We start from the raw sequence: 18405 nt of genomic DNA on the forward strand, positions 1-18405 counted from the left end.
TATCAGCGCGGGCGCACGGTGGCCGACAGCGGCAGATGGTCGGACAGATAAAGCCAAGGCTCGCCGCTGTGCAGCCTGGCATCGAGGATTTCGAGGTGGCGGGTGTAGATGCGGTCGAGACTGAACACGGGCAGGCGGGCGGGAAAGGTTTTGGGCAGGCTGCCGCGTTTGTCGAGGAACACTTCCGTCAGACCGAGGGCGCGGCCGATATTCAGCGGCGATTTGTGCCGCCAGTCGTTGAAGTCGCCCGCCAGTATCAGCGGTGCGTCGGGGCTGATGTAGGTGGTGACGTATTCGAAGATGGCGACGTATTGTTTGACGCGGTCGCGCTCCAAAAGGTTGAGGTGGGCGCAGAGGCAGACGATGGGCACGTCCCAGCCTTCGGGCAGGATTTCGCAGTGCAGCACGCCGCGTTTTTCCAAACGGTTGACCGTAATGTTCAGATTGCGCCGCTCCCGTATCGGCAGGCGGCTGAGGATGGCGTTGCCGTGGTGTTTTTGCGGGAAAACGGCATTGCGCCCGTAGCTGGTGTGGAAATCGAGGCGCTCGGCGATGATGTCGTGCTGCGGCACGGCGGGAAAATCGGGCAGTTTCGCCTCGCGCGCCAGATGCAGCCCCTGCACTTCCTGCAAAAACAAAATGTCGGATTTCAGGCTGTCGAGCGCCGCCGCCATGTCCGCAATCTGCACTTTGCGGTTCAGCGGCGACATGCCTTTGTGGATGTTGTAGGTGGAAACGGTAATCGGCAGGGTCATAGCGGTTCGCCATCGGAGGAATGACGCATTATTAAGGCTGCGGCTGCCTTATTCAAGCGCCGGGGTGCATTTTCGCTGTTTCAGACGGCCTCAAACGGGACAGGCCGTCTGAAAGCCCGAACCGCCCGCTTTGCGTTAAAATGCGCCCCTTTTTTATCGGACACCCGCCCATGTTGGTACTCGGCATCGAATCATCCTGCGACGAAACCGGCGTCGCCCTCTACTGCACCGAACGCGGCCTGCTCGCCCACGCCCTGCACACACAAATGGCGATGCACGCCGAATACGGCGGCGTCGTGCCCGAACTGGCCAGCCGCGACCACATCCGCCGCCTCGTCCCCCTCACCCGCGCCTGCCTCGCCCAAGCGGGCAAAACCTACGCAGACATCGACGCCGTCGCCTACACCCAAGGCCCCGGCCTCGGCGGTGCCCTGCTGGCCGGTTCGTCCTACGCCAACGCCCTGGCCTTCGCGCTGGGCAAACCCGTTATCCCCGTCCATCATCTCGAAGGCCACCTGCTCTCGCCGCTTCTGGCCGACGACAAACCCGAATTTCCCTTCGTCGCCCTGCTTGTCTCCGGCGGCCACACCCAATTTATGGCCGTGCGCGGCATCGGCGACTACACCCTCCTGGGCGAAAGCCTCGACGACGCGGCGGGCGAAGCCTTCGACAAAACCGCCAAACTGCTCGGCCTGACCTACCCCGGCGGCGCGAAACTGGCCGAACTGGCCGAACAGGGGCGCGACGGGGCATTTGAGTTCCCCCGCCCCATGATCCATTCCAACGATCTGCAAATGAGCTTCTCCGGCCTGAAAACCGCCGTGCTCACCGCCGTGGAAAAAGTGCGCGCCGGACACGGCGGCCGAGTGCCCGAACAAACGCGCAACGACATCTGCCGCGCCTTCCAAGACGCCGTTGTCGACGTATTGTCCGCCAAAGCACAAAAAGCCCTGCTCGACACAGGCTTCCGCACCCTCGTCGTCGCCGGCGGCGTCGGCGCAAACAAACAACTGCGCCAGCGCCTGAGTACCCTCACCGTCCGCCCCCCTGCCAAAGGCCGTCTGAAACCGCCTGCCGAAGCCGTCAAAACCTACTTCCCGCCCCTCGAATACTGCACCGACAACGGCGCCATGATCGCCTTCGCCGGCGCCATGCGCGTCCAAGAAGCACAGCCCGCCGCCGCCTTCAACGCCAAACCGCGCTGGCCGCTGACGGACATCGTGCGGGAGGCCGTCTGAAACCGAAAATCCCGCCGCGCATCTGCTCCCTCCCCCGCGCTTAGGTGTACAGACCGGACACAAAGGTAACACCTGTGCGGGGACATGGGTAACAGTTTTTCGGGCAGTTTGGCAGAAGTCGTTCAGGTCAATCCGGCCGAGGCGGTAGAAGCAGAAACAGATTTCGTACACACCGTCTTCGCTTTGTACCGGACGGCAGGCTACGGCTTGTCCGACCAGCCCTTTGCCGATGCGTACCTGCCGACCCGGCAGGCTGATGTGGCCGTTGGTGTCCGTTTTGCGCACCAAGTCTCCCGGCAGGTATTCGACCGGTGCCAAGTGTTCGGGAAATTCCCTCGGGCTGCTGCGGTAGTGTTGCGAAGGGGTGTCCGGTCCCAGTGCTTCATGCGGCCTTTCGTGGTTGTAGCAGTGCCGCCGGCTGTCAAACGCCTGCTGTGCCTGCTCCGGGGGCTGTTGGCAACCGGCCTTGCGGCGGTGTTTTTGGTAAAAATCCGCGCTTGCCGCGTCAAAAATGCTCGCAAGGTGTCCAACCTTGCTGTGCTTTTTTCCTTGCATTCGCGGATTTTTCCTCAAAAAACCGCTTCGCAAGCTGATTGCCAACAGCCCCGCCGAAGGTTCTGCCTTTGAGCACTTCGGCTTTCAGGCTGCGGTGGAAACGTTCGTCTTTGCCGTTGGTCTGCGGGTGCAGCGGACGGCTGCGGCCGGGACGGATGCCCAGTCGGATAAGCCAGGCGGCCAGGCGGGTCAGTCCGCCTTGCGCGCTGTCGCCCCGGGGTGTGCCGTTGTCGGTGTTGATTCTGTCGGGCAGTCCGTATTGTCTGAATGCTTCGGTCAATGCTGCCTGTACGCCTTCCCTGCGCTCGTTTGCCGGGGCACGCAGGATGATGTTGTAGCGCGATCGGTCGTCGATAACGGTCAGCGGGTGGCAGCGGCCGCCGCCGGTGGCGAAATGGCCTTTGAAATCCATCTGCCGCAATGCGTTGGGATAGGGATGTTCGAAACGCTGCCGGTTGTGTGCCGCATGGGTGTTTTCGTGAATGATGCGTCCGTTGCGGTGCAGTATGGAGGTGATGGTGCCGGGGGCGATGCGTATGCCGTGTTCGCGCTGCAGTATGCGGGCGATTTTGCGGCCGCCCCATGCGGGATGTTCGTCGCGTACGGCGAGTACCTGCTGTTCGGTTCGGCTGCCTGTCTGCTTCGGGCTGTTGTGCGGACGGCGGGATTGTTCTTGGGTGCTGTCGCGTTTGAGCCATTTGTAGGCGGTTTTGCGGCTGATGCCGAATTGTCGGCACAGACGGCTGATGTTGCGGTCGGGTTGTCGGGCTAGGGTTAAAAATTCCTGTCGTTCTCGGGACACGGTGGTTTCTCTCCAAGGCATGGTAGGGATTCCGTCTGTTGGGACGGGGAAGTGTTACCTATGTCTTCGTACGGGTGTTACCTTTGTGTCCGGTCTGTACACCCCAAGCGCGGGGGAGGGACGGGGTGGGGGTGGCGTTTCGCAGAACTGCTTTACCATTGTCCCGCAAAAATTTCCGCAGCGGCACGAACGGATTCGGGGAGTTGCGGCAAACCGTGCGGGCGGACGAAAGGCCGTCTGAAACGGTTTTCGCAGGTTTCAGACCGTTTCGCAACCAAGCCGCAGACACAGCGCCGCGCAGGCAGGAAAATCCGTTCCGCTATATAATCGCCGCCTTTCAGACGGCCTCCCGAAAAAGGATACCCATGCTGCTGGCGCTCTCCCTCAACGACTTCGTTATCGTCGATAGCCTCGACCTCCAATTCCAACCCGGCTTCACCGTGCTCACCGGCGAAACCGGCGCGGGCAAATCCATCACTCTTGACGCCGTCGGCCTCCTGCTGGGCGACAAGGCCGACTACGCCCAAGTTCGCGGCGGCGCGAAAGAAGCCCGCCTCTCCGCCCTCTTCGACCTCTCCGAAATGCCCGAGCTGCAAAACGAATTGCGCGAGCAGGGCTTTTTGGCCGACGATGCCGACGAATTGTCCGTGCGCCGCATCATTGACGCCAAAGGCAAAAGCCGCAGCTACCTCAACGGACAGGCTGCCACCCTCGCCCAACTCAAAAGCATCGGCAGCCGCCTGATCGACATCCACGGCCAAAACGCCCACCAATCGCTCAACCGCGAAGCCGCCCAGCGCGAACTGCTCGACGCCTTCGCCGGCTGCCTGCCGCTGGCGCAGGAAGTCGCTGCCGCCTACCGCGCCCGCCAGTCGGCGCTTGCCGCACTCAAAGCCGCCGAAGAACAGCGCGAGCAGCTGCAAATCGAACGCGAACGCCTCGAATGGCAGCACGGCGAACTCTCCCGCCTCGCCCCCGCCCCCGGCGAATGGGAAAGCCTCAGCCAAAGCCACGACAGCCTCGCCCACGCCGCCGAGCTGGTGCAGACGGCGCGCGAAGTGGAAGACATCATCGACGGCGAACACGGCCTGCAATACCACGTCTACCGCTGTCAGAAAAACCTCGAAAGCCTCAGCGGCATCGAACCGCGCTTTGCCGAAGCCCTCGAACTGCTCGCCAGCGTCGAAGCCGAGCTGGGCGAAGCTGCCGCCGCCGTGCGCGGCGTCGCCTCGCGCACTGAACTCGACCCCGCCGAACTGGCCGCACAGGAAGAGCGCATGGGCGAACTCATGTCCATGGCGCGCAAATACCGCATCGAGCCGCAGGAACTGCCCGCCAAGCTCGAAGAAACCGAGGCCGCGCTGCAACACCTCGAAGCCGCCGCCGACCCCCAAGCCCTCGAAGCCGCCGCCCGCGAGCGCGACCGAGAATACACCGAAGCGGCGGAGCGCCTGTCTGCCGAACGCCGCGCCGCCGCCCTGCGCCTGGCCGAAGAAGTCACCGAAAATATGCAGCATCTGGCAATGAAAGGCGCGCAGTTTGCCATCGAACTCGTGCCCGCCTCCCCCACCGCCCACGGCCTCGAACACGTGCAATACCAAGTGTCCGCCAACAAAGGCAGCCCGCTGCGGCCGCTGAACAAAGTGGCATCGGGCGGCGAACTCGCCCGCATCAGCCTGTCGCTGCAAGTGGCCGCCGGCCGCCACACCCGCATCCCCACCCTGATTTTCGACGAAGTGGACACCGGCATCGGCGGCGGCGTTGCCGAAACCGTCGGCCGCGCCCTGCGCCGCCTCGGCGCCGCGCACCAAGTGCTGGCCGTCACCCACCTGCCGCAGGTGGCCGCCTGCGGCGAACACCACTGGCAGGTCAGCAAAAACAGCGACGGCGAACAAACCGTCAGCAGCATCCGCGTACTCGACGAAGCAGGCCGCACCGGCGAAATCGCCCGCATGCTCGGCGGCGAAACCATCACCGCCACCACCCTCAGCCACGCCGCCGAAATGCTTGCCAACGCAGCGGAGCGGCCGCATTCCGGCACAGAGGCCGTCTGAAAAAAGGCCGGCCGCCCGCGCCGCACGTTTCAGACGGCCTACTGCTGCGAAAGCGCTTAACCAAAACACACCTTTGGGCTACAATGCCGCCCGTTTTGATCCGCCGTTTATTTTAGGAATACAAAAGCATGACACATGAAACCGCTTTGGGCGCGGCACTCCGTTCCGCCGTGCAGACCATGAGCAAAAAAAAACAGACCGACATGATCGCCGACCACATCTACGGCAAATACGCGGTCTTCAAACACTTCAAACCCCTCGCGCTGGGCATAGACCAAGACCTCGTCGCCGCCATGCCGCAATACGATCCCGCCCTCATCATGCGCGCGCTGGCCAACCACTGCCGCCGCCCGCGCTACCTCAAATCGCTGGCGCGCGGCGGCAAACGCTTCGACCTCAACAACCGCGTCAAAGGCGAAGTGAGCGCCGAAGAGCAGGCCGTTGCCGCACAAAACCCGATGGTGAAAGAAGCGCTCGAAAAACAGGCGCAGCGCCGGGCCGAACGCGAAGCGCAGGCAGCCGCAGAACCGGCCGCCGCCCAAGCCCCGGCAGCGGAAGCCATACAGGAAGCCGCCGCAGAATAAAACCGCCGCAGCGCATCCCGTGAGGCCGTCTGAAAACCTTTCAGACGGCCTCACGCACGTTCGGACGCCCAAAGGCAAATCGGTTATAATCGCGCCCGTTTTGCAACCACCCCCACGGGAATCCCACATGGCAAACGCCCCGCAGCCGGACAACCGCACCGCCATCCGCCGCCGCATCCGCGAAAACGGCATCTACGTCCTGCCCAACTCCTTCACCATCGCCGCCCTCTTCTCCGCCTTCTTCGCCATCACCCAGGCCATGCACGGCCTGTTTGAAAACGCCGCCATCGCCGTTTTCATCTCCATGATGCTCGACGGCATGGACGGCCGCGTCGCCCGCTGGACCAACAGCCAGAGCGCCTTCGGCGAACAGCTCGACAGCCTTGCCGACATGGTCAGCTTCGGCGTCGCCCCCGCCCTCATCGCCTACAAATGGCAGCTGTTCCACTTCGGCCGCATCGGCTACACCGCTGCCTTCATCTACTGCGCCTGCGCCGCTCTGCGCCTTGCCCTCTTCAACACCCTTATCGGCAGCGGCAAAGCCGACAAACGCTGGTTTATCGGCGTGCCCAGCCCCACCGCCGCCGCCCTCATCGTCGGCCTCATCTGGGTAAACCACAGCGTCGAAAACTTCCCCGGCGTCAAATGGTGGGCGCTCTTCATCACTCTTTTTGCCGGCCTCTCCATGGTCGTGCAAATCCCCTTTTGGAGCTTCAAAGAAATCAACGTGCGCCGCAAAGTGCCGTTTTTCGTGCTTATCCTCGTCATGCTCGCCCTCCTGGCCATGACCCTCAAACCCGCCCTCGCCCTCTTCCTCCTCGCCCTCGGCTACAGCCTCTCCGGCTACATCCACTACGGCTGGCGGCATTGGCGAAAACGGCAAAAACACAGCGCATAAACCCTTTCAGACGGCCTGAGGCCGTCTGAAACCCTTCCGAAAACCACAAAACCAAAACGCCATGAACACAACGCAAACCCCAGAAGTCACCCCCATCGACCGCTCCATACTCGTTCCCCCCGGCGGCCACAAAAAAGTCTTGCTCCATTCCTGCTGCGCTCCCTGTTCGGGCGAAGTGATGGAAGCCATGCTCGCCAGCGGCATCGACTACACCATTTATTTCTACAACCCCAACATCCACCCGCTCAAAGAATACATGCTGCGTAAGGAAGAAAACCTGCGCTTTGCCGAAAAATTCGGCATCCCCTTTATCGACAAAGACGATGACTACGAAAACGACCGCAAAGAATGGTTTGCCAAAGCCAAAGGCATGGAGTTCGAACCCGAACGCGGCATCCGCTGCACCATGTGTTTCGACATGCGCTTTGAAAAGGCCGCCCAATACGCCCACGAACACGGCTTCCCCGTATTCACCAGCTCGCTGGGCATCTCGCGCTGGAAAAACATGGCGCAAATCAACGACTGCGGCCACCGCGCCGCCGCACCGTATGACGGTTTGGTCTATTGGGATTTCAACTGGCGCAAAGGCGGCGGCAGCGCGCGTATGATAGAAATCAGCAAACGCGAACACTTCTACCAGCAGGAATACTGCGGCTGCGCCTACTCCCTGCGCGACTCCAACGCCCACCGCAAATCGCAAGGCCGCATCCCCATCAAACTCGGCGTGCTGTATTACGGTGACCCGTCCACCGAATACGAAAACCGCTGAGCCGATAAAACAGAAGGCCGTCTGAAACCCAATACAGGCTTTCAGACGGCCTCTTTTCGAAATCTCCCCTTACTCTTTATCCAAGCTGCCGCCCACGCCTTTAAACTTCTCCACAAACGCGGCAATTTTTTCAAACACGTTTTGCTTTTTCGTGCGGTATTGCGGATTGAGCGGACTCATTTTCGGCAACACGTCATTCAAATCCGTGCCGTTTTCGCTGGCGTACTCCCGTTTGAGCGACACGGCAAGGTAGCGTTTGGCCGCCGCTTCGTTCAAACTCTCCGATGTGATTAATTCCGCCGCTTCCTGCTGCTGCACTTGTCGGGCGTATTGGTAAAACGCTTCGATAACGGCGGGCGCGTCGGCCATGGCATCCAAATCGGTTTCATTGATGAAATCCACAATCAGCCCTTCTTTGGCGCGGCTGCTCACGCTGGCGCGGATGATGCGGCGGATGTCTTCCACCCATACGGCTTTGTCTTTGGTTTTTTTGTTATGCTCAAAAATCAATTCCAAAATGTAATCCAGATTGATTTCCTGCGATTTGAGCAAATCCACTTCAAAAACCACATCGCCCCAATCCACCTGTGCCGTTTCGCTCTGCCCGTTATCGCGGTTGCACCGCTGCCATTCGCGGATGTCGTTGTAGGCGGAACGGTAATCCTGCACCGCTCTTTCAGACGGCACTTCAACCGCCTGCATCTCTTTAATATCTTCATCGCTCAAGCCATACCGGTTTTTCAGGCTGTCTATCGCTTCGAGGTCGTCTGAACCGATTTTCTGCAAGGCTTGCAGCGCGGCAAATTCGTCGTAGTTTTGCAAAACGTTTTCCGCGCGCAGATATTCGCCGAAGAGCTTGGCAAAGTCTTTTTTGTCTTTTTCCGTCTCAATCGCGGCAGGGTCGGGAAAACGCTCGCGCAACTCTTCCACCACATCGAGATAACCGCGCCGCGCTTCGCCGGTAAGGGCATCGGTGTAGCCTTCCATGTATTCCCGGTAGCTTTTTTCCAATATCACGTTTTTGGTGTTTTTGTTGCCAAAGAGCGTAATCGCGTCGATGGTGGCCTGCTCCAAATCGCGGAAAGTAACGATGTTGCCGAAGGTTTTGCTTGCATCAAAAATGCGGTTGGTGCGTGAAAACGCCTGTATCAGGCTGTGGTAGCGCAGGTTTTTATCGACAAACAGCGTATTGAGCGCGGGCGCGTCGAAGCCGGTTAAAAACATGCCCACCACAATCAGCAAATCCACTTCCTGCTTTTTCACGCGCTGCGCCAAATCGCGGTAATAGTTTTGGAACGATTTGCTGTCCACGCTGTAATTGGTATGGAAATGCGCGTTGTAATCGGCAATGGCGGCAGACAGAAACTCTTTCGCGCTGCTTCCCATCGCTTCGGGATCGAAATTTTCATCGGCAATATCGCCGACCGCGTCTTGCGTTTCATTGGCGGCAAAGGAAAAAATCGTTGCCACTTTCAAAGGTTTCAGACGGCCTTTCTGCTGCTCTTTAAACGCCTTGTAATACAGCTTGGCCGCTTCCACGCTGCTTACGGCGAACATGGCGTTGAAACCTTTGCCCGTTGCATTCATGCGGTGGGTTTTTTGGCGGAAATTGTCCAAAACATACTGCGTGATTTCACGGATGCGCTCGGGGTGCAGCAGCGCTTGGCGGTTTTCAGCGGCGGAAAGTTTCTGCTCGTCCTGCTCCTGCTCCAAAGATTTGAACTGCGGCCGCACATCATTGTAGTCCACCTTGAATTTCAACACTTTTTCATCGCGGATGGCATCGGTAATCACATAATCGTGCAACTGCCGGCCAAACACGCCGGCGGTGGTTTCCGCGCCCAGCGCGTTTTCAGGGAAAATCGGCGTGCCGGTAAAACCGAACTGGCAGAAATATTTGAACTTGCATTTCAGGTTTTTTTGCGCCTCGCCAAATTGCGAGCGGTGGCATTCATCGAAAATAAACACCGTTTTCTGCCGGTATGCCGGCAAATCCGCTTCGCTTTTCATCAGATTGTTCAGCTTTTGGATGGTGGTAACGATGATTTTATTGTCGTCTTTTTCCAGATTGCGTTTCAGCCCCGCCGTACTGTCCGAACCGTTGACGCTGTCGGGCGAAAAGCGTTGGTATTCCTTCATCGTCTGATAATCGAGGTCTTTTCTGTCCACCACAAAAAACACCTTGTCGATAAAATCCAATTCCGTTGCCAGCCGCGCCGCTTTGAAGCTGGTGAGCGTTTTGCCCGAGCCGGTGGTGTGCCAGATATAGCCGCCGCTTTCGGTGTTGCTCCAATTTTTCGCATTAAAAGAGCTTTTGATTTTCCACAAAATCCGCTCCGCCGCCGCAATCTGATACGGCCGCATAATCAGCAGCGTATTGCTGACATCAAACACCGAATAGCGCAGCAACACCGCCAACAGCGTTTCTTTTTTCAAAAACGTCGCCGTAAAGTCTTTTAAATCCTTGATAGGCTCATTGTTTGAGCGCGCCCAGTTCATCGTAAAGTCGAAGCTGTGTTTGTCGCGCTTGGTGGTATTGGCGAAATAACGCGTGTCCGTGCCGTTGGAAATCACAAAAATCTGCAAAAACTTAAACAGCGAATGCTCCGCGTTAAAACTCTCTTTCGTATAACGGTGCACCTGGTTAAACGTCTCGCGTATCGCCACACCGCGCTTTTTCAACTCAATCTGCACCAGCGGCAGCCCGTTTACCAACACCGTTACATCATAGCGGTTACGGTGTTTGCCCTGCTGCTCAAACTGATTGATCACCTGCACCTTGTTATTCGCCAAATTCCGCTTGTCCAGCAGGCGCACGTTTTCAATCCGTCCGTCGTCAAACGTAAAATCATAAGGGGCTGACGTAGATTAGCAGTTATGCTAGGCTACGAAAATGCAGATAACCAATTGTAAATTAAGCAAGATGGTTCAAAAGAAACTGCTTGAATTTTTTGTACTCCAAGTTACCGCCCGTTCCGCTGCCGATATTTTGGGCATTCAGCCCAACTCTGCTATTCTGTTCTACCGCAAAATTCGTATGGTTATCAGCCATTATCTGGCCTTGGTTGCCGATGAGGTTTTTGAGGGCTCTGTCGAGTTGGATGAAAGCTATTTCGGCGGACGGCGTAAAGGCAGACGCGGTCGCGGTGCGGCAGGAAAAGTGGTTGTCTTCGGCATTCTGAAACGCAACGGACGGGTCTATACCGTTGTTGTAGATAATGCCAAGTCTGAAACGTTACTCCCTGTCATCAAAAGGAAAATCATGCCGGACAGTATTGTTTATACCGATAGTCTGAGCAGCTACGACAAGTTGGACGTGAGTGGTTTTATCCATTACCGCATCAACCATTCCAAGAATTTGCCGACCGCCAGAACCACATTAACGGCATTGAGAATTTTTGGAATCAGGCAAAACGCGTCTTACGCAAATACAACGGAATCAATCGCAAATTTTTCCCGCTGTTTTTGAAAGAATGCGAATTTCGGTTTAACTTCGGCACACCGTCCCGACAGCTAAAAATCTTGCGGGATTGGTGTGGAATTTAGAGCTAATCTAGTACAGTCCCTTATGCAAACTTGCGCTTACCCGTTAAATTTCAGCGTTTGCAGCTTTTCTTTAATCTCTTTTTCCAATTCGGCAGATTCCGTGAAGAGTTTGTCCAAATCCGCCGAAAATCCCGCCATTTTCTGCGCAAATTCATCGGTAGAAATATCCACATAATCAATCTTTACCTCGAAATACTGCCCCGCCGACAGGCTGTAGTTTTTGGCTTTGATTTCATCGTAGCCGACCACCACGCTGAAATCTTCCACAGCCTGTTTGTTCGTGAAGGTATTGCAGATTTTTTGTTCTTCTGCGCGGGAAAGTACGGTTTTTTGGTTTTTGCCGTCTTTGATTTTTTCGCCCAAGCCCGATGCGTCGATTAACACCACTTTGTCTTTATTGGCTTTATCGATAAACAGGATGGAAACGTTGGTTCCCGTGGTGGCGAAAATATTGGAAGGCATGGACACCACACCGGCGAGCATTTTGTTTTCCACCAAATATTCGCGGATTTTTTTGTCGATGCCCGATTGGGCAGTGATAAAGCCCGTCGGCAACACAATTGCCGCTTTGCCGTTTTCTTTCAGGCTGAACAAAATATGCTGGATAAAGAGCTGGTAGATTTCCATCTTATCCGTATCTTTCGCCTTGATTTTTGGGATACCGGCAAAAAAGCGTTCGCGGTTTTCCTCGCCTTCCAGTTGGTCGCGGAAATCGCTGAAATCCAATTTAAACGGCGGATTGGAAACAATGAAATCAAATTTTTTCAGACGGCCTGAAGCGTCTTTATGGGCGGGCGACAAAATCGTATTGCCCTGAACCACATTATTCAGCGAATGCACCAGATTATTCAAAATCAGATTCAGCCGCAACAGATTGGACGATTTCTGCGAAATATCCTGCGTATAAATCATACATTTATCTTCACCGATGGCATGGGCAACGTTCATCAACAGCGTTCCCGAACCGGCCGACGGGTCGTAAACGTCCACGCTGCGGATTTGCCCGCGCACCGCCTCCGGCACCAAAATATCCGCCATAATTCGCGCTACTGCGTGCGGCGTGTAGTATTCGGCGTATTTGCCGCCGGAATTGCTGTTGTAGTCTTTAATCAGGTATTCAAAAATCGTGGCGAAAAAATCAAATTTTTGCGCAAAAATCGCCTCGAAACTGAAACCCGCCAGTTTGGAAATCAGCGCACGGCAGAAATCATCGCGGCGACCTTCATCCGTAATATATTGACTGATACGCTCGAACAACACGATTTTCGCCCCGCCTTCGGTTTTCACTGAAAACAGTTCCGCATTATGCGCGGCGATGTCGGTGAGCGTATCGTCAAAGAGTTTGGCAAAGTCCGCGCCGTTTTGTCGCTCCGACAAATACTTGATGGAATGCTCAGGCTTCAAAACGGCTGTTTTTCCCTCAATATTCATATTGATGAACTCAATCGGCTCGTCGGGATTTTCTTTGCGAATTTGTTTCACTTCAAAATCGTATTTGTCGTTTAAGAATTTATACAAAAACGCCTGACTGATGATTTTGAACTCGTTGCCGTCATTGCCCAAACCATAGTTGGCGCAAATGGTTTTTAAGCTGTCGATTAGGGCTTTGGTTTGTTCGGTAAAGTGTTGTTCGGTCATTTTTTATCTCGTTTGTTTTATTGTATCAGTCCAATTTGAATCCGACGTTTTTAGCTTTATGGTTTATCGGACTAGCGGTATAGCCTAGTCCGCCACGGATACCTGTCCGTTCATCAGCATGGGCAGTAGGAAATCGCGGAGTTGGGTTAGTTGGTGGTTTTGTTTTTGGGTTATTAGCATTTTTTGAAAAATAGGAGTAACAATTCTTTCCATTTTTTCTAACAATAATTGAGAAGGAATACAAATATATGCTTGTTTTAAATGGTCTTGGGTAATATGTCCCATCGTCGTTTTTCTTAAATCAGCAATCATTTTAAAATGCTTCAAATAGTTTAATAATTCAAAATAAAAAAAGTATTTTGGATATTCGGAAGAAGTTACTTTAAAAATATGTTGATTTAAAGCCCCTTTGCCTTGAGACCAAATTTTGATTTCTAAAGTTGCAGACCAAGAAAATAAAATATCCCCTTCATCAATAATTGCTTCTTTTGGGATATTTGTTTTAGCTCTTTCAGTATTTAAAGAAACACCTTCATTCATTTCTCTAATTTTAATAACTGGCAAAAAATCATCGAATTCATTTTCAGGACGATATTTTTGCAAAGCTAATCCGTTAAAATACTTCGCTACTTTCCATAAACTCTTCACCTCCCACCCCTTCGGAATTTCCCGTTTCAAGGTTTCATCAAACACCATGTCGCCGCCTGAGGATTTGTAGGGCTTGCCTTCCGCGTCGGGGAAGTCAAACTGCACAAACCAGTAGTCGTACAGGGTTTTCGCCATCTCTTCCAAGCGCGCGTTGATTTGTTTGTTCAGGGCGATTTTTTTGTCCAAAGCGGATAGGACGGCGGCGATGGATTGTTGGGTTTGAGGTTCTGGAATCGGCAACTCCAGTGTTTTTAATGCATTTTCATTGACACGTTGCCTGCCGGAAGTTCCTTCCATACATTCAATCGCCCGTTTTCTAAAATCGGGACTGATTGCAAAATAATAGAGAAATTCGGGATTGGTTTCATTTTTTGCTCTTAACACGATAAATTCGGTAGAACCGAAAGCCACTTCTCCATCATCTAAAATATCTACAAAAGCGGTTTTCCCATTTTCCAAACACGGGGTAATCTTAGCTAATAAGGTATCACCATTGCGAAACTTAGCTCCACCGTTAAATGTCTTGATTTCGTAACCCGTAATTTGTCGTTGAAATTCTTTCAACATTGCCATCGGAACACTTTTTGCCAATGCTCCCTTGGCTAGTTGCTCTCTCGGATTAAAATCAGCAATATTTTGAATTTGTTGTTTCTTAAAATGATTCATGATGTTCTGTTATAAAACTCTTCAAAGGCCGTCTGAAAAAAACATTTCAAAATCCGACCGCACTTTTTCAAGCAGCCTGCATTGATGCCTGCTATTTTTTCAGGCTCAGCAGTTCGGCAATATGGCGTTCGCCCTCGCGTTCTTTTTCCAGTCTGCGTGCGGTGGCAAATTTTTCGTATTCGATGCGGGCTTTTTCGTCTGCCTGCGTTTTGCTGATTGTCCCTGCCGTTTGTAAGACTTGGCGGTCATTGAAGGCGAGGAAGGCATCCAGTTTTTCCGTCCAGTCTTGCAGGAATATCTGTTTTTTCATGCTCGCCTGGTCTTCGGCAAAATCCAGCCACATGGAAACAATGCGGTTGAGGGCGTCGATTTCTGCCTCGTTCAGGTAATTTTTGGCAACGGTTACATCGGCTTTGGCGATTTCTTTGCCCCGCCAATGGGTCAACCCCATATTGGGTTTCCCCGCATCTGCCCTTTGGTAAATAATTTCAGGGGCGGTATGGCGGGTGCAGGCGTAATGAAGTTTGTTTTGTATGATTTTGAAAAAATGGGTGGTTTCTTTGAAGCTGGGCTGGTAATCCGCCGCCATGGCGAATATTTCGCGCACGCGCAGATACATCCGCCGTTCGCTACTGCGGATGTCCCTGATGCGGTTGAGCAACTGTTCAAACTGATCTTCGGCACGGTTCGTCCCGACAGGCGGGTTTTTCAGCCGGTCGTCGTTTAATACGAAGCCCTTGCTGATGTATTCGCCCAATGTCCGTGTTGCCCATTGGCGGAATTGTGTACCGCGTGTGGAGCGGACGCGGTAGCCAACGGCGATGATTAGGGAGAGGGGATAAAGCCCCATCCGGTAGTTCTTGCCGTCTGCGGCAGTTGTAAACTGAAAGTTTACAACTGAATCGTCCAGTTCTTGTTCTGCAAATATGGCTTTGATGTGTTTACCGATGTTTTGTTTGCTGGTTTGGTAGAGTTCGGCAATTTCTTTTTGGGTAAGCCATAGTTCGCCGTCAAGCTCGCGCAGGGTAAATTCGGATAGTCCGTCTTCCGTGGTGTAGATGATGATGTCGTTGTTGTGCATAGCTTTCCTGTATTTATAAATGGTTAAGGCTGCCTGAAAATCTACTCCTCAAATCCGCCCGCTTTCTTTTAAATATTCCCGCACCAACAGGCGGTTGATGGCTTGGATGTCTTGGGGTTGAACAGGAAATTGTTGCTCCGTTCTAAAGCGTTTTAATACGATGCCCTGCATTTGTTTTTCAAAGTAATTCTGGTTGTCCAAAATCTGCTCCATATCCAGTACTTTTTGGTCGGCATCGGCTTTGACGCCGTTTAGCGCGTTAAAGACTTTGAGTTTGTCGCCGTAGAAGGCGGCGTTTTCCATCAGCCGCTTGTGGGTGCGGGCATATTTGGCATCGCCGCCGTATTTGTGCCGCAAGAGGTCGTTTTGGCGGTTCAGCTCTTTGATTTTGGCGTAGACGGTTTCTAGTGTGGCGATGTTTGCCTGCATTTCTTCTTGCCCGACTTCGGCGAGGTTCTTTTTCTTGAAGATGCGTTCCAGCTCTTCGCGCAGGCTGATGTATTCGGGGTCGTCTTGGTCGAAGTTGCCCGCCAGCCCTTCGCGCACTTTGCGCATGATGTCTTTTAAATCATCGGCAAGTTTGAGTTCGGCTTCGCCGATTTTGACGAATTGAAAGTAAACGTCTTCCAGCGCTTCATTGAGCAAATGGGCGGTGTCGCCTTGCTGTAGTTTTTCGGCAAGGTTTAAGGTATCCAAGCGGGCGGCGGTTTCGCGGTACAAAAGATTGAGCTTGTCAAAATCCAGATGTTCGAGAAATTCATGGCTGCCTTGCAGGCGCAGGATGTTGTACAACTCTTTGGCGGTTTGCAGGGCTTTTTTTAGGGCGAGAAGCTGTTTTTTGTCTTCTATTTGGCTAATTTGGCTGCAAAATTCTTCGGCGTTTTCGGTGTCGAAATCAAACAGGGCTGTTTTGATATTGACGATTTCTTGTTCGATTTCTTCGGCGGTTTTGAATAGCTGGCTGTAACTGCCGATTTCGTCGCCCAATTCGTTAGAAAGTTCGTCCCAATAGGCGCGGTTGGTTTTGTCGAATTCGCGCTCGATGTCGGCAAAATCGACAACATAGCCGTAACGGTAAGATTTGTAGGTGCGGTTGACGCGGGTCAGGGTTTGTAAAAGGTTATGGGCTTTTATCAGTCTGCCCAAATAGAGCTTTTTCAGGCGCGGCGCGTCAAAACCAGTCAAAAGCATGTTGTACACAAACAGGATGTCGATTTTGCCTGCTTTGAAGTCTTTAACCCATTGGTCGCGTCCGTCTTTGGTGCCGACGTCGTGCAATATCAGCGCGGCGGTGAGATTGTGGTCTGAGGCCGTCTGAAAATGCTCAAAAAGCTGGCGTGCCTGTTCTGCGCTGTCGCAAACGACCATGGCGCCGAGGCTGTCGTCTTGGTTGGTTTTTCTGAATTTGGCAAAGTCGGCCAAGATATAGTCGAGCATCGGGCGGACGAAGTGCGGATGGGCGTAGATTTCTTTGCGGTCAAAGCTGCCTTTTTCAACTTCAAGCTGCGCCAATGCAGCCTGCAATTGGGCTTTGTATTGGCTGCTGATGGCTTCGCGAATCAGGCGCAGGGTGTAGCCGTCGGCAATGGAGGCGTTGTAATAGTATTTGTGGATGTAGTCGCCAAAGAGCTCGCGGGTGTTGACGTTGCCTGCGGTTACGCCGATAAGTGGCGTGCCGGTCAGCCCGATTTTGACGGCGTTTACGTCGGACTGATTGAGGTTGGCAAGAAACGAGCCTTTGGGGTTGTAGCTGCGGTGTACTTCGTCGAGAAAATAAACGCGCTGGATGGCGAGGTCGTAGTCGTTACGGGCGACGACATCGGGGTCGTCTTTGAATTTTTGGATGTTAACGACAGTGATTTCCGCTTTGCCTGCGTGGTTGTGCAGGGTTTGGGCAGATTTGATGTCGGCAGCAAAGGCTTCGCGGCTGTCGATGGTATGGACGACTAAATCGCGGGCGGTAAATTCCCGCTGCGCCTGTTTCAATAAATCGAGCCTGTCCACGATGAAATAGAATTTCGGCACGATGCCCTGTTTGGCGTAATAGTGCGTCAGGTAGCGGGTGTTGTAATAGGCAAGCGCGGTTTTGCCGGAGCCTTGGGTGTGCCAAATCACGCCTTTTTTGCCGCCGTTTGCCAAATGTTTTTCAATGGCGAGAGTGGCAAATAGCTGCGGATAGCGCATGATGTGTTTTTGCAGCGCGCCTTGGTTACTTTTAACGTACGTCAGCCCGTGTTGCAGAAGAAAAGCGAGGCGTTCGCGGCAAAGCAGCGAAGTCAGGATGCGGTTGGTCGGCGTATCGGGCGATTTATTACTGATAAATTCGGGGCTGTGTTTGATAACGGGCAGATTATTGTCTTGCAGAACGTTGTTTTCGAGGTCGTCTGAAAGTGTGTTCAATAACTCGGCAAGGTTTAATTTATGCCCTTCGCGGAAATAGTTAAACACGGGCTTGCCGTAAGCAGACGAGGCATAAAACGCCCCCAGCGCCGGCTCGGTTGCGCCGTCATCGTATTCCATGTTGTTGGAAAAAATCATGAATTGGGTGATGTTGATGAAACGGCGGAATTTGGGGTTGTTCGCACGTTTGCCCATGCGCTCCCGCTCTTCGCCAATACCCCCTTTGTTATTAGGCTTTTTGACTTCGATAAAGACTAAAGGCATGCCGTTTACCAGCAGGGTAATGTCGGGGCGGAATTCTTCATCGCCGTTAATGCAGGGCAATTCGGTTACAACATGGAAGCTGTTGTTATTGAAATTTTGGAAGTCGATCAGTTTCTTGCCGCCGGATTGATTGGTGAGGCGTTCGTAAAATTTTTGCCCCAAGTCTTCGTTATCCAGCTCTAAGCGTATGTCGGTGAGCAAACGGCGTGCATCGTCCGGCGACAAATCAGGATTGATGCGGCAGAGACTTTTTATAAAGATTTCGGGAAAGATGTTGGTTGGTTGGTCCCAATTTTCGTTTTTGAGCGAGAGGTAATCGTAGCCCAACCGCATCAGATGCAAAATAGCAGGGATTTTGACGCGGGAGTTTTCGTTGTGGGTTTGGGGCATTCAGACTTCTCCTGGCTATTCTTTGCAAGCTGGAAATTATATCAATCCCGCTCTGGCAACACCATTACCACATTGATAATTTAAAATAAAATTTTTGATTGTTGCAGTTGGCTTATT

Annotated in this window: 11 protein-coding genes and 2 pseudogenes; 6 read left to right on the forward strand and 7 right to left on the reverse strand. The window is 53.6% G+C overall.

Annotated elements, in window-relative coordinates; all coding sequences use genetic code 11:
• Positions 1-2: 2 nt before the first annotated feature.
• Positions 3-755 (reverse strand): endonuclease/exonuclease/phosphatase family protein, encoded by a 753-nt coding sequence (locus ACG2K1_RS06090; protein ID WP_009425014.1) that lies wholly within the window; start codon positions 753-755, stop codon positions 3-5.
• Between the two features lie 170 nt (positions 756-925).
• On the opposite strand from ACG2K1_RS06090, the gene tsaD reads away from it, so the two are divergent.
• Positions 926-1993: a tRNA (adenosine(37)-N6)-threonylcarbamoyltransferase complex transferase subunit TsaD gene (gene tsaD / locus ACG2K1_RS06095; RefSeq protein WP_395428514.1), complete on the forward strand. Its 1068-nt coding sequence runs from the start codon at positions 926-928 to the stop codon at positions 1991-1993.
• Positions 1994-2498: 505 nt separating this feature from the next.
• On the opposite strand, the gene ACG2K1_RS06100 is transcribed toward tsaD, so the two are convergent.
• Complete coding sequence (locus ACG2K1_RS06100) at positions 2499-3371, reverse strand: DDE-type integrase/transposase/recombinase (RefSeq protein WP_402837154.1); 873 nt, start codon at positions 3369-3371, stop codon at positions 2499-2501.
• Between the two features lie 344 nt (positions 3372-3715).
• On the opposite strand from ACG2K1_RS06100, the gene recN reads away from it, so the two are divergent.
• The 4 genes from recN to ACG2K1_RS06120 all read left to right on the forward strand — a co-directional run bounded on the left by recN (position 3716) and on the right by ACG2K1_RS06120 (position 7655).
• Positions 3716-5404, forward strand: a complete 1689-nt coding sequence (recN, locus tag ACG2K1_RS06105; protein WP_395429605.1) for a DNA repair protein RecN — start codon at positions 3716-3718, stop codon at positions 5402-5404.
• Between the two features lie 128 nt (positions 5405-5532).
• Positions 5533-5988, forward strand: a complete 456-nt coding sequence (locus ACG2K1_RS06110; protein ID WP_009425174.1) for a ProQ/FINO family protein — start codon at positions 5533-5535, stop codon at positions 5986-5988.
• A 127-nt stretch (positions 5989-6115) separates the two neighbouring features.
• On the forward strand, positions 6116-6886 hold the full coding sequence (pssA, locus tag ACG2K1_RS06115; RefSeq protein WP_051040400.1) for a CDP-diacylglycerol--serine O-phosphatidyltransferase: 771 nt from the start codon (positions 6116-6118) through the stop codon (positions 6884-6886).
• A gap of 61 nt (positions 6887-6947) precedes the next feature.
• Positions 6948-7655: an epoxyqueuosine reductase QueH gene (locus ACG2K1_RS06120; RefSeq protein ID WP_395429604.1), complete on the forward strand. Its 708-nt coding sequence runs from the start codon at positions 6948-6950 to the stop codon at positions 7653-7655.
• 69 nt (positions 7656-7724) lie between these two features.
• Here ACG2K1_RS06120 and ACG2K1_RS06125 read toward each other — a convergent pair.
• Positions 7725-10508 (reverse strand): annotated as a pseudogene (locus ACG2K1_RS06125) (HsdR family type I site-specific deoxyribonuclease); the annotation flags it as partial.
• A gap of 40 nt (positions 10509-10548) precedes the next feature.
• Here ACG2K1_RS06125 and ACG2K1_RS06130 point away from each other — a divergent pair.
• A pseudogene (locus ACG2K1_RS06130) lies at positions 10549-11201 on the forward strand (IS1595 family transposase).
• 36 nt (positions 11202-11237) lie between these two features.
• On the opposite strand, the gene ACG2K1_RS06135 reads toward ACG2K1_RS06130, so the two are convergent.
• From ACG2K1_RS06135 to ACG2K1_RS06150, 4 genes are all read right to left on the reverse strand, one after another.
• The gene (locus ACG2K1_RS06135; protein ID WP_395429603.1) at positions 11238-12839 is read right to left on the reverse strand and encodes a class I SAM-dependent DNA methyltransferase; all 1602 of its coding nucleotides are present in this window, start codon (positions 12837-12839) and stop codon (positions 11238-11240) included.
• A gap of 84 nt (positions 12840-12923) precedes the next feature.
• Positions 12924-14153 (reverse strand): restriction endonuclease subunit S, encoded by a 1230-nt coding sequence (locus ACG2K1_RS06140; protein ID WP_395429602.1) that lies wholly within the window; start codon positions 14151-14153, stop codon positions 12924-12926.
• A 91-nt stretch (positions 14154-14244) separates the two neighbouring features.
• On the reverse strand, positions 14245-15234 hold the full coding sequence (locus ACG2K1_RS06145; RefSeq protein ID WP_395429601.1) for a virulence RhuM family protein: 990 nt from the start codon (positions 15232-15234) through the stop codon (positions 14245-14247).
• Positions 15235-15282: 48 nt separating this feature from the next.
• Entirely contained in the window at positions 15283-18288 is a 3006-nt protein-coding gene (locus ACG2K1_RS06150) for a type I restriction endonuclease subunit R (protein WP_395429600.1), read from the reverse strand.
• Positions 18289-18405: the final 117 nt, after the last annotated feature.

This window comes from Neisseria sp. 23W00296, assembly GCF_044772855.1.
Lineage (GTDB): Bacteria > Pseudomonadota > Gammaproteobacteria > Burkholderiales > Neisseriaceae > Neisseria.

Excerpts from the sequence above, each read along its gene's own strand:
- ACG2K1_RS06090 (WP_009425014.1), bottom strand. The coding sequence starts at position 755 with ATGACCCTGCCGATTACCGTTTCCACCTACAACATCCACAAAGGCATG.
- tsaD (WP_395428514.1), top strand. The coding sequence starts at position 926 with ATGTTGGTACTCGGCATCGAATCATCCTGCGACGAAACCGGCGTCGCC.
- ACG2K1_RS06100 (WP_402837154.1), bottom strand. The coding sequence starts at position 3,371 with ATGCCTTGGAGAGAAACCACCGTGTCCCGAGAACGACAGGAATTTTTA.
- recN (WP_395429605.1), top strand. The coding sequence starts at position 3,716 with ATGCTGCTGGCGCTCTCCCTCAACGACTTCGTTATCGTCGATAGCCTC.
- ACG2K1_RS06110 (WP_009425174.1), top strand. The coding sequence starts at position 5,533 with ATGACACATGAAACCGCTTTGGGCGCGGCACTCCGTTCCGCCGTGCAG.
- pssA (WP_051040400.1), top strand. The coding sequence starts at position 6,116 with ATGGCAAACGCCCCGCAGCCGGACAACCGCACCGCCATCCGCCGCCGC.
- ACG2K1_RS06120 (WP_395429604.1), top strand. The coding sequence starts at position 6,948 with ATGAACACAACGCAAACCCCAGAAGTCACCCCCATCGACCGCTCCATA.
- ACG2K1_RS06135 (WP_395429603.1), bottom strand. The coding sequence starts at position 12,839 with ATGACCGAACAACACTTTACCGAACAAACCAAAGCCCTAATCGACAGC.
- ACG2K1_RS06140 (WP_395429602.1), bottom strand. The coding sequence starts at position 14,153 with ATGAATCATTTTAAGAAACAACAAATTCAAAATATTGCTGATTTTAAT.
- ACG2K1_RS06145 (WP_395429601.1), bottom strand. The coding sequence starts at position 15,234 with ATGCACAACAACGACATCATCATCTACACCACGGAAGACGGACTATCC.
- ACG2K1_RS06150 (WP_395429600.1), bottom strand. The coding sequence starts at position 18,288 with ATGCCCCAAACCCACAACGAAAACTCCCGCGTCAAAATCCCTGCTATT.